Source organism: Sphingomonas yantingensis (assembly GCF_014199325.1).
GTDB classification, from domain to species: domain Bacteria; phylum Pseudomonadota; class Alphaproteobacteria; order Sphingomonadales; family Sphingomonadaceae; genus Sphingomonas; species Sphingomonas yantingensis.
In genome coordinates this window covers 106,868-129,342 of sequence record NZ_JACIJJ010000002.1, presented here as the reverse complement: position 1 = coordinate 129,342, position 22,475 = coordinate 106,868, and the positions used below count along the sequence as shown (strand labels likewise).

Here is a 22,475-nt window from a genome sequence, read left to right as displayed (position 1 = left end):
TTGGTTCCGTCAGTGTCCCGCGAACGCCGTCAGCGCGTGGACGGCGATGCCGTCACCCGCGAGCGCCGCCGCCCCGCCAAGGTCGGGCAGGTCGATCACGAACGCCGCCTGATCCACGACCGCCCCCGCCTTGCGGATCAGGCGCACCGCGGCCCGCGCGGTGCCCCCGGTGGCGATCAGGTCGTCGACGAGGAGGACGCGGGCGCCCGGCGCACAGCCGTCGGCGTGCATCGTGATCCGGTCGGTGCCGTATTCGAGCGCATAGTCCTCGGCGATCGTCGCGCCGGGCAGCTTGCCGTCCTTGCGGATCAGCAGCACGCCGGCGTTGAGGTGCAGCGCGAGCGCTGGGGCGAAGACGAAGCCGCGCGCCTCGATCCCGGCGACCAGATCGACCGGGCCGGCGATTCTCGCCGCCATCGTCTCGACCGCCAGCCGCAACCCGGCGGGATCGAGCAGCAGCGTGGTGATGTCGCGGAACTGGATGCCGGGCTTGGGAAAATCGGGGATGGTGCGGATCATCGCGGCCAGCCGCGCGGCGGGATCATCGGTCATGCTCGTCTCGCTACAAAAGAAAAGGCCCCGGAGTCGCTGGACTCCGGGGCCGGATCAGGATCGGCGCGGCCGATCAGTGCTTCACGTTGCGCCAGACGCTCTTGTAGGCGCCGATCGTCAGCCCGATGAAGATCAGGAGGAAGATCACCGAGGCGAGGCCCGCGGTGTGGCGCGCCTCGAGCTTGGGCTCGGCCGTCCAGACGAGGAACGCGGTCACGTCCTTGGCCATCTGGTCGACGGTCGACTTGGTGCCGTCGGCATAGGTCACCTGCCCGTCACTGGCGAGCGGCGGCGGCATGGCGAGGTTCAGCGTCGGGAAGTAGCGGTTGAAGTACAGACCGTCGGGGGTCGTGAACTTCGGGAACTCCTTCTGCACCTCGGCCGGGCTCTCGCCATAGCCGGTCAGCAGCGAGTGGACATAAGCCGCGCCGTTCGGGCGCGCCTTGGTCATCAGCGACAGGTCGGGCGGGATCGCGTTGTTGTTCGCGGCGCGCGCGGCGGTGTCGTTGGCATAGACCTTGGGGAACTTGTCCGAGGGGAGGTTCTTGCGCGTCGCCGGCTCGCCCGTCTCCGGGTTGGTGCTCGGCTGCTCGGTCGTCCACTGCTGGGCGATCGCCTTCACCTGGCCCTCGTTATAGCCGAGGTCGGCGAGGTCGCGGAACGCGACGCGGTGGATCGAGTGACAGGCCGAGCAGACTTCCTTGTAGACCTGAAAGCCGCGCTGGAGTTGCTGCTTGTCGAACTTGCCGAACACGCCGTTCGAGGCAAGCTCGAGCGGCTTGGGGGCCAGGTGGAACTCGTGCTCGGCCGTCGCCGGCTCCGACGCCGTCGTGATCGTGCCGAACAGGCCGAGCACGAGGACGAAGGCGAAGCCCAGCCCGATGAGCGGTGCGATGATGCGGGTCATGTCGTTATCGCGTCCTTATTCGGCCGGCATCGGGTTGGGGCTACCCTCGATCGCGCTCTTGGCCGGGGCGGTGCCGCCCTTGCCCTTGAGCACGGCCTCGGTGATCGAGTTGGCGACGGGCTTGGGACGCTCGGTCGCCGAGACGATCGGCAAGATGACCAGGAAGTGGAGGAAGTAATAGGCCGTCGTGATCTGACCGATCAGCACGTTGGTCTTCGACGCTTCCGCACCACCCACATAGCCGAGGATCAGCACGTCCACGAGCAGGATGATGAGGAACATGCGGTAGCGCGGACGATGGTTCGCGGTCCGCGCCGGGCTGGTGTCGAGCCAGGGCAGGAAGAACAGGAGCAGGATCGAGCCGAACATCGCCAGCACGCCCCACAGCTTCGCCGGCAGGATAAAGTCGACGGTGAACGACTTCAGGATCGCGTAGAATGGCAGGAAGTACCATTCGGGCACGATGTGCGCCGGCGTCGAGAGCGGGTTGGCCGGAATGTAGTTGTCCGGGTGGCCCAGCATGTTCGGCGCGAAGAACAGGAACAGCGCGAAGACGAGCAGGAAGACGCCGAGGCCGATGCCGTCCTTCGCGGTGTAGTAGGGGTGGAACGGCACCGTGTCCTGCTCGCCCTTCACCTCGACGCCCGCCGGGTTCGACGACCCCGGAATGTGCAGCGCCCAGATATGGAGGATGATGACGCCCGCGATCACGAACGGCAGCAGATAGTGGAGCGAGAAGAAGCGGTTAAGCGCCGCGGCGTCGGGGGCATAGCCGCCGAGCAGCCACACGCGGATCGTCTCGCCGACCACCGGAATGGCCGAGAAGAAGCCGGTGATGACCTGCGCCCCCCAGAAGCTCATCTGACCCCAGGGAAGGACATAGCCCATGAAGGCGGTGGCCATCATCAGGAGGAAGATGACCACGCCGAGCAGCCACACCATCTCGCGCGGCGCCTTGTACGACCCGTAATAGAGGCCGCGGCAGATGTGCGTATAGACGACGATGAAGAACATCGACGCGCCATTGGCGTGCGCATAGCGCAGGAACCAGCCGGCATTGACGTCGCGCATGATCGCCTCGACCGAATCGAACGCGGTGTTCGCGTCGGTCGAATAGTGCATCGCCAGGACGATGCCCGTGACGATCTGGATGACCAGCGCCGCGCCCGCGAGCACGCCGAAGTTCCAGAAATAATTGAGGTTGCGCGGCACCGGATAACCGGCACCGACCGCGTTATAGACGAGGCGCGGGAGCGGCAGGCGGTCGTCCAGCCACTTCATGACCGGCGCCTTCGGCTCGTAATGCTTGGCCCAGGGGAAGCTCATCTTGCCAGTCCTCAGCCGACCACGATCGTGGTGTCGTTGGAGAATACGTACTCGGGCACCGCCAGGTTCTTTGGCGCCGGACCCGAGCGGATGCGGCCAGCGGTGTCGTAGGCCGACCCGTGGCAGGGGCAGAAATAGCCGCCGAACGGCCCCTTGTTCTCGCCCTCGCCCGCGCCGAGCGGCACGCAGCCGAGGTGCGTGCAGACGCCAAGCGTGACGAGCCAGTTGGTCTTGCCCGCCTTGGTCCGGTCCTTCAGCGACTGCGGGTCGCGCAGGCTGGCGACGTCGACGGCGTTGGCCTGGTTGATCTCGTCCGGCGTCAGGTTGCGCACGAACAGCGGCTGCTTGCGGAAGCTGGCCTTGATCGCCTGGCCCGGCTGGATCGCCGAAACGTCCACCTCGGTCGTCGACAGCGCGAGCACGTCGGCCGAGGGGCTCATGGAATTGATGAGCGGCAGGGCGATCACGCCCGCACCGACACCCGCCCATGCGACGGCACCGATCGCGAGGTAATCGCGGCGGCGCGGATCGGCGATGGTGTCTTCATGTACGCGGGGCGATTCGCCCGGCGGAACCGTGTTTTCAGCGCTTGCCATGCCTCAGCCCTTGAAATCGTCTGTTATCGCGTCCCATCTGCCGCGGTGTCCGGGGCTCCCAAAGGCCCGGCGGCAAAAGGACGCACGCTCGGTTCGGCTCCGAAACCGGGCGCCATGGCCTGATAGACACGGGCGGTGCGGTTTGCCAACACCCCTTTTCGTCCCGGTCACTTACCTCAAGGCCCCGCCCGCTTGCGCATCGCCCTTTACGAGCCCGACATCGCGGGCAATGTCGGCACCATCCTGCGCACCGCCGCGTGCATGGGCCTCGGCGTCGACCTGATCGAGCCGATGGGCTTTCCCTTCGGCGCGCGGGCGCTGGCGCGGTCGGGCATGGACTATGCCGCGGCGGTCGACGTGCGGCGCCATGCCGACTGGGACGCGTTCGTCGCGGGCGTGACCGGCCGGATCGTGCTCGCGACGACGAAAGGCGCGGTACGGCTGGACGAGGCGTTGTTCGAGGCAGGCGACACGCTCCTGTTCGGCAGCGAAGGCGCGGGCGTGCCGCCCCATGTCCACGCCCGCGCCGACGCACGCGTGCTGATTCCGATGGTGCCGGGCATGCGGTCGCTCAACGTCGCGGTGAGCGCGGGCATTGTCGCGGCTGAGGCGCTGCGCCAGACGCGGGGCTGGCCCGCCCCCTGACGCCCGGCTAGCAAGGGGCGACCGCCAACGGAAGGAAGCCCCCATGCGCCGATCGGCCCTGTTCGCGTTGACCCTGACCGTCGCCCTCGCCGCCGGCGCACGGGCACAGGACACGTCCACCGATGCGATCACCGCGCGCGGCCGCGCGCTGTTCGCCCATGATCGCGCCGCCTGGGTCGCGACGGATGCACTGACGGACGATCTGCCCAAAGCGCAGGCGGCGACGGTGCGCGGCTGGATCGTCGAACCGGCGGGCGAGGATCGCCTGCGCGTCAGCTTCCTGTCGAGCACCGGCGACGATCGCCGGGTGATCTACACGGCGGAGGTAGCGAAGGGCGCACTCGGCCAGCATGCGCCGCTCGCGGCGCCGGCCGCGCTCACGGCACCGCAACGCGCCATCGCGACCGCCATCGATGCCGCAACCGCCGAAGCAGTGCGCCAGGGCTGGCGCCCCTGCGGCAAGGCACCGTTCAACGTCGCGGCGATCCCGACGCCGACGGGTACGAGCGTCTATCTGACCACACCGCAGACGCGGACGGATGCGTGGCCGATGGGCGGGCATTTCCGGGTCGATGTCGACACGGCGGGACGGGTCGCGTCCAGCCGCCGCTTCGCCAACACCTGCCTCGAGATCGGATCGCCGCCGAAGCAGGCCAAGGCGGCCATGCTGGTCGTGACGCACGTACTCGACCCGACACCGACCGAAATCCACGTCTTCGCCAGCCTTTCCGCCCGGATGCCGGTCGCGGTGGTGACGGGCAAGGACAGGATCTGGATCACCAACGGCGCCGAAATCCGTTCGATGCGCTAGCGCGAGCGGCTTGAGCCAGACGTGGGGCTGGCAGCGGGCGTAACGACGTCGGACAAAACGCCCACTTGCGTTGCCGCGCCGCCATGCTCCACACCGGCGCCCATGCAACCGCTCGACGAACAGCAAACCGCCGCCCGCCACTGGTTCGAAAGCCTGCGCGACCGCATCTGCGCCGCGTTCGAGGCAATCGAGCGGGAGGCGGGGTCGGACGCCGCGTTCGAATACACGCCCTGGGACCGCATCGATCCCTCGGGCGAACCGGGCGGCGGCGGGGTGCGCGGCGTCATGAAGGGTCGCGTGTTCGAAAAGGTCGGCGTCAACGTCTCGACCGTCGGCGGCACGTTCGAGGGCGAGTTCGCCAAGTCGATCAACGGCGCGAGCGAGGATCCGCGCTTCTTCGCCACCGGCATCAGCCTGGTCGCGCACATGGCCAATCCGCACGTGCCCGCCGTGCACATGAACACACGCTTCCTCGTCACGACGAAGCGCTGGTTCGGCGGCGGCGCCGACCTCAACCCGCCGATCCCCTATGACGAGGATACCGCCGACTTCCATGCCGCGATGAAGGCGGCGTGCGACGCGCATCCGGGCGTCGGCGACTATCCGCGCTTCAGGAAATGGGCCGACGATTATTTCTGGCTGCCGCACCGAAAGGTGCATCGCGGCGTCGGCGGCATCTTCTACGATCATCTGGAGGGCGAGTTCGAACCCGCCTTCGCGCTGACCCGCGACGTGGGCGAGGCGTTCCTCGACATCTATCCGGCGCTCGTCCGCCGGCGGATGGACATGCCCTTCGACGAGGCGGATCGCGCGCGCCAGCTGGAATGGCGGGGGCGCTATGCCGAGTTCAACCTCGTCTATGATCGCGGCACGCTGTTCGGGCTGAAGACCGGGGGCAATATCGACGCGATCCTGATGAGCCTGCCGCCGCTCGCCACCTGGTCGTAACATGGGGCTGATCCCGGTGCCGCCGGGGCATGTCGCGGCGGTGGTGACGACGCTGGAAATGCACGAGCGTCCGCGGGCGCGGCCGATGCCGCCCTCGCCGCTGCGCCTCGTCCGCTGGCCGGCACCCGACCCGGCCAAGTACCGCGCGCTGTTCGAGCGGGTGGGCGGCCCGTGGCTCTGGTACTCGCGCCTCGTCATGGATGACGCGCGGCTGATCGCCGCCACGCACCGGGCGGAAACGCAGCTGCACGTCGTCGAGGACCGACAGGGGCTGGAAGTCGGAATGCTGGAGCTGACGCATCCCGAGCCCGACTGGTGCTCGATCGACTATTTCGGGCTGGTCCCGGCGCTGACCGGCGCGGGGCACGGACGCTGGCTGATGGCGATGGCGATGGCGCTCGCGTGGAAGCCGGAAACACGACTGGTGCGGGTCAACACCTGCTCGCTCGACCATCCGCGCGCGCTCGGCTTCTACCGTGCGCAGGGGTTCGAGGCGGTGTCGCGGTCGGTCGAGACGTTTCCCGACCCGCGGCTGATCGGCGTACTACCCGCCGACGCCGCCCCTCACGTCCCCCTGGTGAGTGCGCGATAGACGGCGATCTTGACCAGCATCAGCAGCACCCAGGTCGCCGTTGTCGCCGCCGCCGCCGCCCCGTCGAAGACGACACCAAGCACCGCATTGTCGCCCGAGGCGTGGCCGATCCCCGCCGCGATCGACGTCGCTGCCTGACCGGCGAAGAACGGGATCGCGGTCGCGACGAAGCACCACCAGCCGCGTCCCGCGGTCAGCGCGAAGGACCGGGCGATCGCCTCCACCGGCCCCGTCCGCGGCTCGGCCGCGAGGACCGAGGTGACGAGGAAGAACCGCCCGATCAGATAGAGCGCGGGCAGGATCAGCAGCGCGCCGATCATCAGCGCTCCCCACATCAGCAACCCCGCCGCGACGAACGCGATCATTCGCCCCGCCGCCAGCCGCAGCGCCTGTGCCAGCGACGGACGCTCGGGCGCGAGGAACAGCGACAACAGGATCGCGCTGGCCGCCAGCTGGATCAGGTTGACCGTCAGGATCGGGCCGGCATTGGCGCGGGCATAGGCGAGCAGCGCCTGGACCGCCGCCTCGTCGTTCCCGCCCTGCACCGGCTGCGCCTCTGGCAGCAGGAACAGGAGCGCGAGCGTCGGCACGAAATAGAACAGGCCGGCAAGCGGCAGGATCAGCGCGCGCTCGGCCCGCCACAGCATGCCTGCCGCGGCGAAGACCCGGCCGAGATTGAGTTTCAAGCGAAGATGTCCTCGAGATCGGTGGCGGGCGCGAGCGCGGTGTAGAGCTTGCCGGTGAAGGCGCTCTGAACGACGCTGAGGACCGCGGAGATGACCGCCATCACCACCGCGACGAGCACCGCGCCGACGGAGAGGCCCGGCTGGCCCGCCCCGAGCAGCGCCCCGATTGCGCCGATCGCCGCGCCGATCCCGCCGGTCAGCACCGCGACCACGATCCCGTAGAGAAGGAGAACGCCGACTATCCTGAGCGCATGGCCGCGCGTCAGGCCCCAGGCACGGCCGATCGCGCCGAAACCGTGCCGCTCCGCCACGACCACCGGCAGCAGCACGATCAGCCGGGCCGATGCCCAGATCGCCAGCACGAACAGGACGAGCATATAGCCGACTAGCGCGACCGCGGTGCCGGTGCCCATCTCCGGCGCCGTGATCGCAGCCCCCGACAGCGCCTCCAGATCGACACCCGATGCCACCAGAATCGCGACGATCGGGATCACCGCGACGAACACGACCGCCAGCACCGCGATCGAAATGCCGATGAACGGAAGCAACCGCCGCGCGCCGATGCCCGCCGCCTCGCCCGGCCGCATCGGCCGGATCGCCAGCGCAGTGATCGCCAGCGCGCCCGCCGCGCTCACCAGCGAAAGGGCGATGCCGATGAACTGCACCGCGACCATGCCCGGCGAATTCGGCGCCACCGATCGCTCGAGCACCCCCGACACCAGTCCGGGCAGGAAGATCATGCCAGCGGCGACCGCGAACACGGCGCTCGCCCGCTCGTTCAGAAACTCGGTCGTCGCGTCCCACACGCGCGTCATCTTGACCGTCACGCCACGCCCCCTCACTTGAACCAGGCACCCCTGTCCCGTTTGCCGAGCCCTAGCCCAAGCCGCATGTCGATACTACCGCCCAAACCCCTGCTCGCGGGCATTCCCGACGAGATCGAATGGCGCGTCGAGCCCGGCCTCGTCGACTATGACGCCGCCGTCGAGACGATGACCGCGCGCGCCGCCGCGATCCGTGCCGGCACCGCGCAGGAACTGATCTGGCTGCTCGAGCATCCGCCGCTCTACACCGCCGGGACCAGCGCCGATCCGGCCGAGTTGATCGACCCGCGTTTTCCCGTGTTCAAAAGCGGGCGCGGCGGGCGCTATACCTATCATGGGCCCGGACAGCGGATCGGCTATGTCCTGCTCGACCTGACGAAGCGCGGACGCGACGTGCGCTGCTATGTCCACGCGCTGGAGCAATGGGTGATCGCCGCACTCGGCCATGTCGGCATCACGGGGTTCGCGGTCGACGGGCGCGTCGGCATCTGGACGCGCGACGGCGGGCCGGAGGCGAAGATCGGCGCGATCGGCGTGCGCGTGAAGCAGTGGGTGACGCTGCACGGCCTTTCGGTGAACCTTACCCCCGACCTTGCCCATTTCGGGGGAATCGTTCCCTGCGGACTGCCCGAATTTCCGGTCACCAGTGCCAAGTCGCTTGGAAAGAACGTTAATCCTGCAACCTTTGACGAGGCACTGGCGTTATCGTTGCCGGCGTTCCTGCGAGCGCTCGACGGCGCCGCCCCGATTTGTAGGCTTGAGGGGCGCTCGCATAGCGATTAATGTCTATCTCGGTTTGGGTATTAACGGCTGAAAAGGCCAGCCAAATCCTTTTTCTAGGGAGCTCTAAATGCGTGCACTCATCTCCAAGGTCGTTACCGGTTCGATGATCGCCAGCGCGGCGCTTCTCGTGTCGGCCTGCGGCGGCAACACCGAGAACACCACCGACAACACCGTCGTCACCGACCTGAACACCACCGACCCCATGATGGACGGCACGATGACCGACAACATGACCGCGGTCGACGGCGGCGCGACGATGGGCAACGACGCGATGATGATGAACGACACCATGATGTCGAACGACATGATGATGTCGAACGACACGATGGCGACCACGAACGCGATGTAATCGCGTTCGGCCGCGCATTTCGCGCGGCTGGCGAGTTCGGAAGGGGGCCGCGGCACCATCGGTGTGGCGGCCCCTTTTTCGTGGCCCCCACCGCCCGCGCTGAATTTTGCGCAGCAATCGTTGCGCCGGCGTGCCTAAAAAACCCTTCTGCCGCGCGGAAAAAAGCCTTAACGATTTGGCTCGCCTGTCATGGGCCTGTTCAGTGCCGAGGGGATGAAATGAAGCGGTTCGCGGTTATCGGGGGCGCCGTGGCGGCGGCGGTGTTGGGCACGGCGGCGACGCCGGCCAGCGCACAATTCTATTTCAAGCCGAAGGTCCTGCCGACCGGGCGCATCACCGGCGAGGAGCCCGGCATGCTGGGCGCACCGCTGCCCGGCGCCACGCGCGAGGAGCTCGACGCGGCGATGGTCTGGAACATGCGCGCCGCGCTCAACGTCGCCGCGCTCCAGTGCCAGTTCGAGCCGACCCTGCTGACGCTGCGCAACTACAATGCGATGCTCAAGGATCACGAGGGCGAGCTCGCCGCCAGCTTCGCGACGCTCGGCAAGTATTTCCGCCGCATCAACAAGACGCCGAAAGAAGGCCAGACCGCGTTCGACCAGTACGGGACCAAGGTTTATTCGGGCTATTCGACCGTTTCTGCGCAGCGCATCTTCTGCCAGACCGCGGGCAATATCGGCGAGGACGTGGTGCACACCCCGCGCGGCAAGCTCGCCGATCTCGCCGCCGAGCGTATCCGCGAGATGCGCGGCGCGCTGATGTCGTGGGGCGAGCAGCAGTTCGCCTATGGCGGGTACAGCTACACGCTGTCGAACTTCCAGCCGCGCCTGCCCGACTTCGCCAACGCCCAGTGCTGGCGCAAGGACGAGTGGCAGGTGAAGAAGTGCGGCATGCCGGCCGAGGGCCTGGTCCGCACCGCCGCGCGCCCCGATCCGATGGCAAGCGCGCAGAACTGACGCGTCAGGCGGGCCGTCGCAGCACGGCCCGCCAGGCATAGCCGCGATAGAGCGACGTGAAGGCAAGCGACAGCCCCCGCGCCGCCGCCGCCTCCTCGAGCATTCGCGGCAGATCGGCGCGCGGTTCCACCTCGAAGCGGGCGAGCCACGCGAACAGCGCGTGGCGGAAACCGGGGGGCAGCCGCTCCTGCTGACCGAAATCGACGATGTGGAGCGCGCCGCCCGGCGCCAGCCCATCGCACGCCGCCTCGATCGCGCCCCGCCAGTCGGGGATCATCGACAGCGTGTAGCTCATGAAGATCGCGTCGGCCGCCTCGATCCCGAACAGCGCCCGCGGCGACCAATCGGTCGCGTCGCCGCGCGAGAGCGCGATCCGTGCGTCGAGACCTGCGCGCGCCACCTTCGCACGGGCGGTAGCCAGCATCGCGCTCGAAATGTCGAAACCGAGGCACCGCGCCTGCGGCCAGCGCTGCGCCGCCAGGATCAGGTTGCGACCCGTCCCGCATCCCACCTCGACCACCCCCCCGCCAGGCGGCGGCGCGAGATCGTCGATCAAGCGGTCGCGGCCGAGCAGGTAATATTTGCGCGTCACGTCGTAGATATGACGCTGGCCGGCATAGATCGCGTCCATCCGCGCGGCATGGGCAGCGGCGCTCATCCCCGCAGCACGTAGAGGTGAACGCCGCCATAGATGGCCGAACGGTCGCGGCGGGTGAAATCGAGCGACTCCGCCTCGCGATAATACCAGCGGTCAAGGATGGCATCCGGCACCCGCCCGGGCAGCAGCGTCGGCGCGGCGGCGGTACGGAACAGGACGCGCGCGCCCGGCTTCGCGGTCCGCGTGATCGCGGTCCACAGCCGGGTCAGCAGCGCATCGGTCATCCAGTCCTGTGCGTCGAGGAGGACGTAGCGGTCGAGCGAGGCATCGGGCATCGCGTCGAGATAGTCGCACATATTGGCGTGCCGAACCTCGACTCGATCGACGCGCTCGCGGACGGCGGCATGGTTTTCGGGCCGCAGATAGGGCGGCAGCGGTGCCGCCGGCCCCTCGCCATAGCCGCGCCCGAACGCCTGCCACGCGAAGTAATTGTCCTGAAGCGAGAAGTTGCAGGCCAGCTTTTCGAGGCGGTGGCGCAGCACCGCGCCGATCCCCTGCGGGTCGTCGCTCGCCAGCGCCTCGTACTGCGCGGGCGGGATGCCGAGGCCGAAGAGCGAGGCGGGCTGATGCGTCAGCCAGCGGACGAACCTGCGGTCGAAAACCGGCGCGAGCCGCGTATCGAAGATCGCGCGCTGCTCCTCGATCGAGCGCGCCGCCAGCATCTCGCGCGGGTCGACGCCGTGCAGCTTCGCGACGAGGTGCGCCGCGCCGATAAAACCGCCGAGCAGGCCCTTGCGATAGAAGCCGTGGCGGAAGCCGGCGATACGGCGGCGTCCGATCAGGTCGCGCCCCTCCCAGTATCGCCGCGTCGGCTCGTCAAGGTGCGGGCGGACGTGATGTTCGTACGCCTCGACATTTTCCGGCCGGTTCGCCTGACCGAAGAAGCGGTGGAAGGCGGCATGGTCGGGCAAGTGGCGCGCGGCGGCGAGCTTGAGCTTGTTGAGGGCGATGTGCGCGGTGTTGAGGTCGACCGCGGTGATCCGCGCGGGGTCGGCGGTGAGGTAGGACAGGACATTGCACCCGCCGCTCGCGATCGTGACAAGGTGGCAGTCCGGCGTCAGTGCCAGCGCCTCCAGATCGACCTCGGGATCCTCCCAGATCTGCGCGTAGACGAGGCCGCGGAACGCGAAGGTGAAGGCACGCTCGAGCAGGCCGTGCTTGCTCCAATGGTCGTGGCGATGGACCGCGCCGCGCACGGCACGATTGGCGGGGGCTTTGGCGGGTCGCAGCATGGCCGCGCCCTAGGCCCGCACTGTGACCGGCCGATGCCGCGGCGGTGACAGGGTCATGTCATCGCGGCGACAGCTTCAAGTCAGTCGCGGCAATATCCCTCGCCCGAAGCGACGGTCAGGCAGTCCTTCTTGCCGGCGAGATATTTGAGGCCCGTGGCATCGCCGTCGGTCGGCCGCAGCACCTTCTCGCCGTCCGGCCGGGTGAAGGCGATGCCCTCCGCCGTCGCGACGCCGGTGAACTTACCCTTGTCGTCGAGCGAATATTGCATGTCGAGCGTGTAGTGGCCGGGTGCCGAGTCCTTCGCGATGACGAGGTTCAGCCCCTCGACCCCGCGCCAGCGACCGACCCACTTGTCGGCGCGCGCAGTCGCGGCGGCATCGGGCTCGCCGGCGCCGGGCTTGACCGCTTCGTTGACGACGGCGTCCTCGCCCTCGCCTTCCCCGGCCGGCAGTTCGACAACGTCGCCGTCGAGGCCCGCCTTGTTCTCCGCCGCCGCCGCCTCGTTGTCGGTCGCGTTCGGCGCCTCGCTCGCGCCGCTGCACGCGGCGAGCGACAGGGCGAGAGCCGGGATCAGGGCGATGCGTTTCATCTTCGTCACTCCTTCGATCAACAGGCAAGCTAGGCAGTCGGGGCGGCGGGCGCTAGGGCGTCCTTGTACCCATGCCGCTGACGGACGCACCGATGCCACAGACGATCCTGCTCGCCTCCGACCATGCCGCGATCGAGTTGAAGGCGGCGCTCGCCGACTGGCTGCGCGCCGAGGGGCATGAGGTTCGCGATCTGGGGCCGGAAACGGCGGACCGGGTGGACTATCCCGATTATGGCTACAAGCTCGCGACGGCAGTCGCGGCGGACGACACGGCGGTGGGGATCGCGCTTTGCGGATCGGGGATCGGCATCTCGATCGCAGTGAACCGCGTCGCGGGGTGCCGCTGTGCGCTGGTAAACGAACCGCTGTCGGCGGCGCTTGCGCGCGAGCACAACGACGCCAACGTCATCGCGATGGGTGCGCGGCTGACGGGGATCGACATGGCGAAGGCGTGCGTGTCGGCGTTCCTCGCCACGCCGTTCGGCGGCGGCCGGCATGGCCCGCGTGTCGAGAAGCTGTCGAACCCGCCGGCCTAGGCCGCGATCCCCGCGACCAACGACAGCGCGCCCAGCCCGATCGACAGCGGCAGGCGAAGCCCCAGCCACCATCGCGGTGCGATCCCCATCCGGTCGAGCCGCAAATCCACCAGCAGGCTCGCGAGGATCGCAAGCCCCAGCGCGACCAGCGACGGCCCCGGCCAGTCGGTGCCGATCGACCAGGGAATGCAGGTCGCCAGCGCGAACAGGCTCGGCACCACCGCCACCCAGTAGAGCCAGTCGGGCACTCGCCGCGCCGCCGCAGCCAGCCCCCACCACAGCCCGCCGAGGAAGCTCAGGATCAGCGCCGCATAAGCAAAGGCAAGCGCCAGCGCGGTGAACCGCCATTCGAGCGGCCCGCCGACCACCAGCAGCGCCGCGGCCGCTTGCGGCAGCAACCCCGCCAGCCCCAACAGCTTTGCGGGTGCCGGCACCTCGTTCCAGCGGTCGCGAAATGTCGGGCGGGCGTTCTGGTCCATACCGCCATCATGGGAGGTGGCATTCGCGTTCGCCAGTCTTTAAGTGGGCGCCGAACGGGCGGGACGCCGCCCCGCCCCACCGACTCGGAAAGGCCCCTTGGCGATGAGCACCAACCCCCGCACGCTGGCGGATGTCCAGCCCGACGGCTTCTTCACCCGCACCCTGGCCGAGGCCGACGCCGAAGTGTTCGCCGGCGTCGAAAGCGAAATGGAGCGCGAGCGGCACCAGATCGAGCTGATCGCCAGCGAGAACATCGTGTCGAAGGCAGTGCTCGAGGCACAGGGCTCGGTGTTCACGAACAAATATGCCGAGGGCTATCCCGGCAAGCGTTATTATCAGGGTTGCGCGCCGTCCGATCAGGTCGAGACGCTGGCGATCGAGCGGGCCAAGGCGCTGTTCGGCTGCGGCTTCGCCAACGTCCAGCCGCATTCGGGCGCGCAGGCGAACGGCGCGGTGATGCTGGCGCTGACCAAGCCGGGCGACACGATCCTCGGCATGAGCCTCGATGCCGGCGGCCACCTGACCCACGGCGCCAAGGCGGCGATGTCGGGCAAGTGGTTCAACGCGATCCAGTACGGCGTGCGGCGCGAGGATCACCTGATCGACTTCGACCAGGTCGAAAAGCTGGCGAAGGAGCATAAGCCGACGCTCATCATCGCGGGCGGTTCGGCCTATCCGCGCCAGATCGACTTCGCCCGCTTCCGCGCGATCGCGGATGAGGTGGGCGCGAAGTTCATGGTCGACATGGCGCATTTCGCAGGCATCGTCGCGGGCGGCCTCCACCCCTCGCCGTTCGAGCATGCGCATGTGGTGACGACGACGACGCACAAGACGCTGCGCGGCCCGCGCGGCGGCATGGTGATGACCAACCACGAGGATATCGCCAAGAAGATCAATTCGGCGGTGTTCCCGGGGCTCCAAGGCGGCCCGCTCATGCACGTCATCGCGGCGAAGGCAGTGGCGTTCGGCGAGGCGCTGCGTCCCGACTACAAGAGCTATATCTCGGCCGTCGTCGAGAATGCCAAGGTGCTGGCGGCGACGCTGGCGGAGCGGGGTGCGAACCTCGTCGCCGGGGGCACCGACACGCATCTGGCGCTGGTCGATCTGACCCCATTGGGCGTCACCGGCCGAGATGCGGACGAGGCGCTGGAGCGCGCGGCCATCACCTGCAACAAGAACGGCATCCCCTTCGATCCGCTGCCCCCGGTCAAGACCAGCGGCATCCGCGTCGGCAGCCCGGCCGGCACCACCCGCGGCTTCGGCACCGGCGAGTTCCGCGAGATCGGCAACATGATCGCCGACGTGCTTGATGGTCTCAAGGCCAAGGGCGAGCATGGGGACCCTTCGGTCGAGGCGGACGTTCGTGGCCGCGTGCGCGCCCTGTGCGAGCGCTTCCCGATCTATTGAAGGAACCGGACATGAGCCTCGAAGACAAGATCAACGCTGTCCCCGAGACGGTCAAGAACACCCCGGGCCTGGGCAAGTCGATGGCGAAGTGGGCGGCGCTGGGCGCCGTCGTCGCCATCCCGCTCCCCTTCACCATGCCGCTCGGCGCGGTGGTGGGCGCGACCTATGCCTATTGGAAGCGGAACAAGCGGGGCTGAATGCGCTGCCCTTTCTGCGGCCATGACGACAGCCAGGTGAAGGATAGCCGCCCGTCCGAGGACGGGTCGGCGATCCGGCGACGGCGGCAATGCTCGGCCTGTGCCGCGCGCTTCACGACGTTCGAGCGTATTCAGCTTCGCGATCTCGTTGTCGTGAAGTCGGGCACCGAGGGCGCGCGGCGCGAGCCGTTCGACCGCGAGAAGCTGCTCCGCTCGGTCTCGATCGCCTGCCGCAAGCGGCCGATCGATCAGGTGCGGATCGAGCAGCTCGTCTCCGGCATCCAGCGCCAGCTGGAAACCGCGGGCGAAGGCGAAGTCGCCTCGACCCGGATCGGCGAGATGGTGATGGACGGGCTCAAGGGCCTCGATTCGGTCGCTTATATCCGCTTCGCCAGCGTCTATAAGGATTTCCGCGAGGCCCGCGATTTCGAGGAGTTCGCCGGGAGCGTGAGCGAGGTGGCGCGCGGGTGAAACGCGCGCTAGTCGGCCCGGCATGACCGAACCCGCTGCCCCGCCCCCCGTCATCGTCCTCGTCCGCCCGCAACTGGGCGAGAATATCGGCAAGGCGGCGCGGGCGATGCTGAATTTCGGGCTGACAGAGATGCGCCTCGTCGCCCCGCGCGACGGCTGGCCGAACCCCGCCGCGGGGCCGGCGGCGAGCGGCGCCGACGTGGTGCTGGCGAAGGCCGAGGTGTTCGAGAGCGTCCACGATGCCGTTGCCGATTGCGCGCATATCTATGCGACGACGGTGCGCAAGCGCGGCGTGACCAAGCCCGTCGTCACGCCCGAGGAAGCCGCGCGCGGCATCCATGGCCGCGCCGGCCGCTCGGCGATCCTGTTCGGGCCGGAGCGGTCGGGCCTCGAAACCGACGACGTGGCGATCGCGCGCGAGATCCTGACCGTGCCGATCAATCCCGAGTTCGGCTCGCTCAATCTCGCACAGGCGGTGATCCTCGTCGCCTATGAATGGTCCAAGCATGTCGCGCTGGTCCAGCCGACCGACACCGAACTCGACCCGCCCGCGCCGCAGGGCGACCTCGACGGGATGATCGAGCAGTTCGACGCGATGCTGGAGGGCGCGGGCTATTTCTTCCCGCCGGACAAGGTGCCGACGACCAAGCGGATGATCCGCACGCTGCTGACCAAGCCCGCCTGGACCGCGGGTGAGGTGCGGACGGTGCGCGGGATGCTGTCGGCACTGGCGCGGCCGCAGAAGCGGTAAGGGCGGCGCGCTCCGCACCGCCCTCCCCCGCCCGGATTACGCCGTCTGCTTGGTCCGCCAGCCCTCGGCGTAGCTATCCCGCGCCACTTCCGAATAGGGCACCGAGCTCACGATCGCCTTGATCTCGGTCTGGACGTGGCGTTCGACGGTGGGCTTGCGCGTTCCGCCGTCAGGCTCGCCCCACAGCAGCGTCACTTCGGTGCCCGGCTCGGCGAAGTCGGCCTCGACCATCGCGAGCGTCAGCATCGTACCTTCGTTCGCCGAATAGCCGATCCAGGTCGACACGCCGATCGTCCGCCCGTCCTTCAGCACCGCGTCATAGGGGTGCATCGAGTAGACCGCGCTCGGAAACTCCATATACTTGGCGCGTTCGCCCTTTTGCAGCGCCGAGCTCATCACCCGCATCACGTCGGCATTGTCGAGCGCGAGCGTCACCTTCTTGCGCTGCGGCACGCCCGCCATCCGCTCCAGCGCCTCGCGGCCGATGAAGTCATGGTCGAACTTGACGAACGGGCCGTAGCCCAGGTCCCACGGCGTCAGGTAATAGCCCTCGACGCTGTCGGGGACGAAGCTGCCGCCGATCGACGCCTTCGCCTCGTAGCTGTTGGCCTTGAGCCACTCGCGATAGGGCTTGAGCGCCTCGCCGGTGTAGATGGCGGGCAGCGGCGAGGGGATCCAGCCGCTTTCCAGCGTGTTCGACGAATAGGTGCGACCGCCGACCAGCGTTAGCCCGTGGTCCTTGCCCGCCTCGATCAGCGCATTGCGGACGGTGTCGTAGTCCTTCCACGGGCCGAACAGCTCGTAGCCCGGCTGGCCAGCCATGCCGTGGCGAAGCGCGCGAACCTCGACCCCGGCGATGTTGATGCGCGCCATGTGGAAGAATTTGAGGTCGGGCGGCGTCTGGCCCATCGCCACTTGCAGCACCGCCATCGCGTTCGGCCCCTGAAGCTGGAAGCGATAGTTCTTGCGGTTTTCGGGGTCAGGGCGGACGGCGGTGCGCTCGTCACGTTCGACCGTCACGTCCCAGTCGCCGGTCGCGGCGTGATATTCCACCCACTCGATCGTCGGTGCGCGCCCGACGAGGTTGAAGCGGTTCTCCTCGAGATAGAAGAGGATCACGTCGCCGATGACATAGCCGTCGGGCGTCACCGGCACGAACTGCTTGGCGCGGTCGGGCACGAAGCCCTTGAAGCTGTTGATGCCGAGGTGGTTGAGCATCGCGAACGCGTCGGCGCCGCGCACCTCTAGATCGACCATGTGGAACGACTGGTTGAACAGCACCGCGGTCTTGGCCCAGGCGATCTGTTCGCTGCGCCAGTTCGAATATTCGGCGGGAACGCCCGGATAGACATTGGGGCCGACCTGCTGATTGCGTAGCAGGTCGACGATGTCGCCGCTGGCGTCGAGAATGGCTTGCAGGCTCTGGTCGGTCATCGTGTCTCTCCATCGGAATGCGGGGCGGCGAGCCAGTCGCGGATCGCCTGGTTGAAGGCATCGGGCGTTTCGGCGGGCAGCATGTGGCCGGCGCCGGGAAGGATGCGGAGGCGCGCGCCCGGAATGCGCGCGGCGATGGCCGCATGCTGGTCGGGCGGTGCCCAGCCGTCATGCTCGCCCGTGGCGACGAGCGTCGGCACGTCGATGCCGGGCAGCAGGCTGTCGATCTCGGGACGGTCCAGGAGCGCCGCGATCTGCGCAGCATAGGCGTCCACCCCCTGATCGATGCACATCGTCCGCAGCGGCGCGGTGATGGCGGGATCGTCGCGGTGCTCCGGGGCGAACATCGGCGGCATCCACGCGTCGACGAGCGCGGCCATGCCGTTCGCGCGGCCGAGATCGAGCAACGCGTGCCGTTTCTCCGCCTCGCCCGGCCGGGGCGAATGCGTGCCGGTGTTGACGAGCGCGAGGCGATCGATCCGCGCCGGCGCGCGCCGCCACATCTCGATCGCGACCCGCGCGCCCATCGAATGGCCGAAAAGCGCGAAACGCGGCGGCGCGGCAGCAAGGATCGTCTCCGCCATCGCGCCCAGGCTGCGCTGCGCGCCGTGGCCGCCGGCGGCGATCGCACCGTCGAACGCGACCATCTGCGCCGCGAACACCCGCGCGTCGCAGATCAGACCCGGCACCATCAGCAGGGGCAAGGACGTCGACACGCTGATTGGGCCTCCATTCACTCTCCCGAAGTTTTCGCCTATACGAATTACTCGGCCTCGGATAGAGGATTTGTGGCGACGCGGTCGAAGCGTTCGGCGGGAGAGCGAAGATGGTCGATGCAAGCGAGGCGCTGCACCCCGCCTGGGCGACGATGCCGGCGGTCGTGACCGATGGCTATTCGCTGGAAATGACGGCGAAGGATTTCGACGCGCTGCACGAAGCCGCGCCGGGCATCGCGCCGGAGACGCCGGTGGCGATCACCTTCCTGCCCGGCGAGACGATCGACGCACGCGTCGCCGCCGCCGCCGCGGTCCGCCGGCTGGGGTTCGAACCGATGCCGCATCTGTCGGCGCGGCGGATCGGGGCGCTTGGCGAACTCGACACGATGCTGGGCCGCGCGGTCGACGAGGCAGGCGCGCGGCGCGCCTTCATCGTCGCGGGCGACCCGCCCGAGCCGGCGGGGCCGTTCGCCGACACGCTATCGATCATCCGCACCGGCCTGCTCGAGAAGCACGGCTTCCGCGCGGTCGGCGTGGCCGGCCATCCGGAGGGGCATCCGAACATGGCGGGCGAGGCGCTGTGGGACGCGCTCGTCGCCAAGCTCGATGCGCTGGAGGAACGCGGGCTGGGGTCGCTGATCGTCACGCAGTTCGGCTTCGATGCCGATCCGTTCATCGACTGGCTGACCGAGCTTCGCGCGCGCGGGATCATGGCGCCGGTGCGGATCGGCGTGCCGGGGCCAGCGGGGATCAAGACGCTGCTCCGCTTCGCCGCGCGCTGCGGCGTTGGCGCATCGGCGGCGGTGATGACGAAATATGGCGTGTCGATCACGCAGCTTCTGGGCAAGGCGGGGCCGGACAGGCTGGTCGATGCGCTCGCCGCGCGGCTGACGCCCGCGCACGGGCCGGTGCGGCTGCATTTCTATCCGTTCGGCGGGCTAGTTAACACGGTCGAATGGATCAACGGCTATCCGGCGCGCACGCGCTGACGGGGGAGAGACGAGTGACGACGATCTGCACGCTGACGCTGTCGTGCGACGACAAACCGGGCCTCGTCGCCGCGGTCGCGGGCTTTCTGGCGAGCCATGGCGGCAACATCGTCGATGCGCAGCAGTTCGACGACCGGCTGACGCACCGCTTCTTCATGCGCGTCGTGTTCGAGCTCGATGGCGAGGTCGAGACGCTGCGGACCGCGTTCGCGGATATCGCCGCGAAGCACGGCATGGCGTGGAAGGTGCGCGCCGCGGGCGAGCGGCAGCGGGTGGTGCTGATGGTCTCGCGCTTCGACCACTGCCTCGGCGATCTCCTCTATCGCAAGCGAATCGGCGAGCTCGACATGGAAGTGGTCGCGATCATCTCGAACCACCCGCAATCGGCGCTCCATGTGTCGATGGTCGGCGACACGCCCTATCACCACCTGCCGATCACCCGCGACACCAAGCCGCAGCAGGAAGCGCAGGTGAAGGCGATCGTCGAGGAAACCGGCGCCGACCTCGTCGTGCTCGCGCGCTACATGCAGATCCTGTCGGACGACCTGTCGACGTTCCTGTCGGGGCGCTGCATCAACATCCATCACAGCTTCCTGCCCGGCTTCAAGGGCGCCAAGCCCTATCACCAGGCGCATGCGAGGGGCGTCAAGATGATCGGCGCGACCGCACATTACGTGACCGAGGATTTGGACGAAGGGCCGATCATCGCGCAGGACGTGGAGCCGATCAGCCATGCCGACACGCCCGACGATCTGGTGCGAAAGGGCCGCGATATCGAGCGGCGGGTGCTGGCCGCGGCGGTCGCCTATCACCTGGAGGATCGGGTGCTGCTGAACGGGCACCGGACGGTCGTCTTCCGCAACTGATAACGGTCGAAACCGCTTGCGCGGCGGCGCGGGCCGCGCGACGTTCCGCCCCGACCAAGGGAGGAATTACCGATGCTTCGCCATGCCCTCGCGCTGCTGCTTGCCGGCGCCGCGCTTCCGGTGCTCGCGCAAGATGCGCCGAGCCGCACCTTCACCGGCAGCGACCTGTTCAACCTCGAACAGGCGTCGGACCCGCAGATCAGCCCGGACGGGCGCCGCATCGCCTATGTTCGGCGTACCGGCGACGTGATGGCCGACCGGATGGCGAGCGCGATCTGGCTGATCGACACCGCCACGGGACAGCAGACGCCGCTGGCCGCGACGGGCTCCAGCCCGCGCTGGTCGCCGGACGGCACCCGCCTCGCCTATGTCGCGGCCGAGCTGGGGCAGGCGCCGCAGCTGCACGTCCGCTGGATCGCGACCGGCGCGACGGCGCGCGTCACCGGCCTGCCCGACAGCCCCGACGCGCTCGCCTGGTCCCCCGATGGCCGCCAGATTGCGTACACGATGCGCGTGCCGGGCGAGGGCATGAAGCTGGGCAAGGCGCCGCCCAAGCCCGAGGGGGCGAAATGGGCCGAGCCGCTGGAGATCATCGACCGGGTAACGTACCGCGCGGACGGCGCCGGATACCTCAAGCCCGGCTTCGACCACCTGTTCGTCTTGTCGGCGGACGGCGGCGCGCCGCGCCAGCTGACCTTCGGCAATTTCCAGGACGGCGGGCCGCTCAGCTGGTCGAAGGACGGGCGGAGCATCGTCTTCTCCGGCAATCGCCGCGCCGACTGGGAGCGCGAGCCGAACGATACCGAGGTGTTCAGCGTCGATGTGGCGTCTGGCGGCCTTCGCCAGCTCACCAAGCGCTACGGCCCCGACCAGTCGCCCGCGCTGTCGCCGGACGGATCGAAGATCGCCTATCTCGGCTATGACGACAAATATCGCAGCAACGAGCCGGCACAGCTCTACGTCATGGATGCCGACGGGTCGAACCCGCGCTCGCTGACCGCCAATCTGGACCGCGAGATCGATACCGCGGTCTGGGCCGGCGACGGGCGCAGCATCTATGTCAGCTACGACGACCATGCCGAAAAGAAGGTGGCGCGCGTCGGGCTCGACGGGCGGATGACGCCGGTGGTCGGCGGGCTGGCGGGCGGCGGGCTGGACCGGCCCTACACCGGGGGCACGTTCAGCGTCTCCGACAAGGGGCAGGTCGCCTATACGAGCGGCGACTGGCGAAAGCCCGCCGACGTGTATCTGGGCGGGAAGCCGCTCACCCGCCTCAACGAGACGTGGATGGCGGGCAAGACGATGGGCGACCTGCGCCCCGTGCCCGTCACGTCGAAGGACGGGCGCAAGATTGACGCGTGGATCGTGCTGCCGCCCAATTACCAGCCGGGCACGCGCGTGCCGACGATCCTGGAAATCCATGGCGGGCCACACACCGCCTACGCGCCCGTCTTCGCGAGCGATTACCAGCTCTATGCGGCGGCGGGCTATGCGGTGGTCTATGCCAATCCGCGCGGGTCGACGTCCTACGGGGCCGAGTTCGCCAACCTCATCGACAAGAACTACCCGAGCGAGGATTACGACGACCTGATGGCGACGGTCGATGCCGCGATCGCGCAGGGGTTTTCGGACCCCAACAACCTGTTCGTCACCGGCGGCTCGGGCGGCGGCGTGCTGACGAGCTGGATCGTCGGCAAGACCGACCGGTTTAAGGCGGCGGCGACGCAGAAGCCCGTCATCAACTGGATCAGCGAGGCGCTGACGATGGACGGCACCGGCTTTACCTCGCGCTACTGGTTCAGGAAGCAGCCGTGGGAGGACCCGATGGGTTACTGGGCGCGCTCGCCGCTTAGCCTCGTCGGCAACGTCAAGACGCCGACGCTGGTCGTGGTCGGCAGCGAGGATTACCGGACGCCGGTCAGCGAGAGCGAGCAATATTACGCCGCGCTCCAGATCCGCGGCGTGCCGACCGCGCTGGTCAAGGTGACGGGTGCCAGCCATGGCGGCTTCACCGCGCGGCCCAGCCAGTCGGCGGCGAAGGCGTCGGCGATCCTGGCGTGGTTCGACAAGTACCGGGCGGCGCAGGCGCAGTAGTAAGAAGAAAGAAGCGGGATCCCGGATCGAGTCCGGAATGACGATCGGGGTAAGCCAAACCCTCCCCAATCTCGTCACC

At 68.4% G+C, this 22,475-nt stretch carries 27 protein-coding genes; 15 read left to right on the top strand and 12 right to left on the bottom strand.

Annotated features, from left to right (window positions below):
• Positions 1 to 9: 9 nt before the first annotated feature.
• From FHR19_RS06850 to petA, 4 genes are all read right to left on the bottom strand, one after another.
• Entirely contained in the window at positions 10 to 552 is a 543-nt protein-coding gene (locus tag FHR19_RS06850) for an adenine phosphoribosyltransferase (protein WP_184026260.1), read from the bottom strand.
• Positions 553 to 625: 73 nt separating this feature from the next.
• On the bottom strand, positions 626 to 1,459 hold the full coding sequence (locus tag FHR19_RS06845; protein WP_184026257.1) for a cytochrome c1: 834 nt from the start codon (positions 1,457 to 1,459) through the stop codon (positions 626 to 628).
• Between the two features lie 15 nt (positions 1,460 to 1,474).
• Positions 1,475 to 2,785, bottom strand: coding sequence for a cytochrome b (locus tag FHR19_RS06840; protein WP_184026254.1), 1,311 nt, complete (start codon positions 2,783 to 2,785; stop codon positions 1,475 to 1,477).
• 11 nt (positions 2,786 to 2,796) lie between these two features.
• Positions 2,797 to 3,381 (bottom strand): ubiquinol-cytochrome c reductase iron-sulfur subunit, encoded by a 585-nt coding sequence (petA, locus tag FHR19_RS06835; protein ID WP_184026251.1) that lies wholly within the window; start codon positions 3,379 to 3,381, stop codon positions 2,797 to 2,799.
• A gap of 192 nt (positions 3,382 to 3,573) precedes the next feature.
• On the opposite strand from petA, the gene FHR19_RS06830 reads away from it, so the two are divergent.
• The 4 genes from FHR19_RS06830 (at position 3,574) to FHR19_RS06815 (ending at position 6,377) form a co-directional block, all read left to right on the top strand.
• Positions 3,574 to 4,026, top strand: coding sequence for a tRNA (cytidine(34)-2'-O)-methyltransferase (locus tag FHR19_RS06830; RefSeq protein WP_184026249.1), 453 nt, complete (start codon positions 3,574 to 3,576; stop codon positions 4,024 to 4,026).
• 43 nt (positions 4,027 to 4,069) lie between these two features.
• Positions 4,070 to 4,837, top strand: a complete 768-nt coding sequence (locus tag FHR19_RS06825) for a hypothetical protein (protein ID WP_184026247.1) — start codon at positions 4,070 to 4,072, stop codon at positions 4,835 to 4,837.
• Between the two features lie 102 nt (positions 4,838 to 4,939).
• A complete protein-coding gene (hemF, locus tag FHR19_RS06820) occupies positions 4,940 to 5,785 on the top strand; it encodes an oxygen-dependent coproporphyrinogen oxidase (protein WP_184026245.1) in 846 nt (281 codons plus the stop codon).
• A 1-nt stretch (position 5,786) separates the two neighbouring features.
• Entirely contained in the window at positions 5,787 to 6,377 is a 591-nt protein-coding gene (locus FHR19_RS06815) for a GNAT family N-acetyltransferase (protein WP_184026243.1), read from the top strand.
• On the opposite strand, the gene FHR19_RS06810 is transcribed toward FHR19_RS06815, so the two are convergent.
• Together FHR19_RS06810 and FHR19_RS17955 are read right to left on the bottom strand one after the other, a co-directional pair.
• Entirely contained in the window at positions 6,350 to 7,063 is a 714-nt protein-coding gene (locus FHR19_RS06810; protein ID WP_184026241.1) for a hypothetical protein, read from the bottom strand. The two genes, FHR19_RS06815 and FHR19_RS06810, sit on opposite strands and share 28 nt — an antisense overlap.
• The gene (locus FHR19_RS17955) at positions 7,060 to 7,890 is read right to left on the bottom strand and encodes a glycerophosphoryl diester phosphodiesterase membrane domain-containing protein (protein ID WP_184026240.1); all 831 of its coding nucleotides are present in this window, start codon (positions 7,888 to 7,890) and stop codon (positions 7,060 to 7,062) included. The genes FHR19_RS06810 and FHR19_RS17955 overlap by 4 nt, the downstream gene beginning before the upstream one ends.
• Positions 7,891 to 7,953: 63 nt before the next feature.
• Between FHR19_RS17955 and lipB the strand changes: the two genes are divergently transcribed.
• From lipB to FHR19_RS06790, 3 genes are all read left to right on the top strand, one after another.
• Positions 7,954 to 8,670, top strand: a complete 717-nt coding sequence (lipB, locus tag FHR19_RS06800) for a lipoyl(octanoyl) transferase LipB (RefSeq protein WP_184026237.1) — start codon at positions 7,954 to 7,956, stop codon at positions 8,668 to 8,670.
• 67 nt (positions 8,671 to 8,737) lie between these two features.
• Positions 8,738 to 9,019 carry a hypothetical protein gene (locus FHR19_RS06795; protein WP_184026234.1) on the top strand — a complete coding sequence of 94 codons (282 nt, stop codon included), beginning with the start codon at positions 8,738 to 8,740 and terminating at the stop codon, positions 9,017 to 9,019.
• Between the two features lie 218 nt (positions 9,020 to 9,237).
• Positions 9,238 to 9,975, top strand: coding sequence for a hypothetical protein (locus tag FHR19_RS06790; protein ID WP_184026231.1), 738 nt, complete (start codon positions 9,238 to 9,240; stop codon positions 9,973 to 9,975).
• Between the two features lie 4 nt (positions 9,976 to 9,979).
• Here FHR19_RS06790 and FHR19_RS06785 read toward each other — a convergent pair whose 3' ends face one another.
• The 3 genes from FHR19_RS06785 to FHR19_RS06775 form a co-directional block, all read right to left on the bottom strand.
• Positions 9,980 to 10,633, bottom strand: a complete 654-nt coding sequence (locus FHR19_RS06785; RefSeq protein ID WP_184026228.1) for a class I SAM-dependent methyltransferase — start codon at positions 10,631 to 10,633, stop codon at positions 9,980 to 9,982.
• Positions 10,630 to 11,865: a BtaA family protein gene (locus FHR19_RS06780; RefSeq protein WP_184026225.1), complete on the bottom strand. Its 1,236-nt coding sequence runs from the start codon at positions 11,863 to 11,865 to the stop codon at positions 10,630 to 10,632. Before FHR19_RS06780 ends, FHR19_RS06785 begins: the two co-directional genes overlap by 4 nt.
• Before the next feature lie 80 nt (positions 11,866 to 11,945).
• On the bottom strand, positions 11,946 to 12,455 hold the full coding sequence (locus FHR19_RS06775) for a hypothetical protein (protein WP_184026223.1): 510 nt from the start codon (positions 12,453 to 12,455) through the stop codon (positions 11,946 to 11,948).
• A gap of 92 nt (positions 12,456 to 12,547) precedes the next feature.
• Between FHR19_RS06775 and rpiB the strand changes: the two genes are divergently transcribed.
• Positions 12,548 to 12,991: a ribose 5-phosphate isomerase B gene (gene rpiB, locus FHR19_RS06770; protein ID WP_184027577.1), complete on the top strand. Its 444-nt coding sequence runs from the start codon at positions 12,548 to 12,550 to the stop codon at positions 12,989 to 12,991.
• On the opposite strand, the gene FHR19_RS06765 is transcribed toward rpiB, so the two are convergent.
• Complete coding sequence (locus FHR19_RS06765) at positions 12,988 to 13,470, bottom strand: DUF3429 domain-containing protein (RefSeq protein WP_184026220.1); 483 nt, start codon at positions 13,468 to 13,470, stop codon at positions 12,988 to 12,990. The genes rpiB and FHR19_RS06765 overlap by 4 nt on opposite strands.
• A 103-nt stretch (positions 13,471 to 13,573) precedes the next feature.
• Between FHR19_RS06765 and glyA the strand changes: the two genes are divergently transcribed.
• Genes glyA through FHR19_RS06745 form a run of 4 tightly spaced genes read left to right on the top strand, consistent with a single transcriptional unit; the run spans position 13,574 to position 16,297 of the window.
• Positions 13,574 to 14,878, top strand: a complete 1,305-nt coding sequence (gene glyA / locus FHR19_RS06760) for a serine hydroxymethyltransferase (RefSeq protein ID WP_184026218.1) — start codon at positions 13,574 to 13,576, stop codon at positions 14,876 to 14,878.
• Between the two features lie 11 nt (positions 14,879 to 14,889).
• Entirely contained in the window at positions 14,890 to 15,075 is a 186-nt protein-coding gene (locus FHR19_RS06755) for a hypothetical protein (RefSeq protein ID WP_184026215.1), read from the top strand.
• Entirely contained in the window at positions 15,076 to 15,546 is a 471-nt protein-coding gene (gene nrdR / locus FHR19_RS06750) for a transcriptional regulator NrdR (RefSeq protein WP_184026211.1), read from the top strand. It abuts the gene before it with no gap.
• Between the two features lie 22 nt (positions 15,547 to 15,568).
• A complete protein-coding gene (locus tag FHR19_RS06745) occupies positions 15,569 to 16,297 on the top strand; it encodes an RNA methyltransferase (protein WP_184026208.1) in 729 nt (242 codons plus the stop codon).
• Between the two features lie 36 nt (positions 16,298 to 16,333).
• Here the strand turns inward: FHR19_RS06745 and desA are convergent, their stop codons facing one another.
• A complete protein-coding gene (gene desA, locus FHR19_RS06740) occupies positions 16,334 to 17,731 on the bottom strand; it encodes a syringate O-demethylase (protein WP_184026205.1) in 1,398 nt (465 codons plus the stop codon).
• Positions 17,728 to 18,447 (bottom strand): alpha/beta fold hydrolase, encoded by a 720-nt coding sequence (locus FHR19_RS06735; protein WP_343053195.1) that lies wholly within the window; start codon positions 18,445 to 18,447, stop codon positions 17,728 to 17,730. Before FHR19_RS06735 ends, desA begins: the two co-directional genes overlap by 4 nt.
• 110 nt (positions 18,448 to 18,557) lie before the next feature.
• Here FHR19_RS06735 and FHR19_RS06730 point away from each other — a divergent pair, with 110 nt between their 5' ends.
• From FHR19_RS06730 to FHR19_RS06720, 3 genes are all read left to right on the top strand, one after another.
• Entirely contained in the window at positions 18,558 to 19,436 is an 879-nt protein-coding gene (locus FHR19_RS06730) for a methylenetetrahydrofolate reductase (RefSeq protein ID WP_184026202.1), read from the top strand.
• 14 nt (positions 19,437 to 19,450) lie between these two features.
• Positions 19,451 to 20,302, top strand: a complete 852-nt coding sequence (purU, locus tag FHR19_RS06725; RefSeq protein WP_343053193.1) for a formyltetrahydrofolate deformylase — start codon at positions 19,451 to 19,453, stop codon at positions 20,300 to 20,302.
• Between the two features lie 72 nt (positions 20,303 to 20,374).
• On the top strand, positions 20,375 to 22,396 hold the full coding sequence (locus FHR19_RS06720) for an alpha/beta hydrolase family protein (protein ID WP_184026197.1): 2,022 nt from the start codon (positions 20,375 to 20,377) through the stop codon (positions 22,394 to 22,396).
• Positions 22,397 to 22,475: the final 79 nt, after the last annotated feature.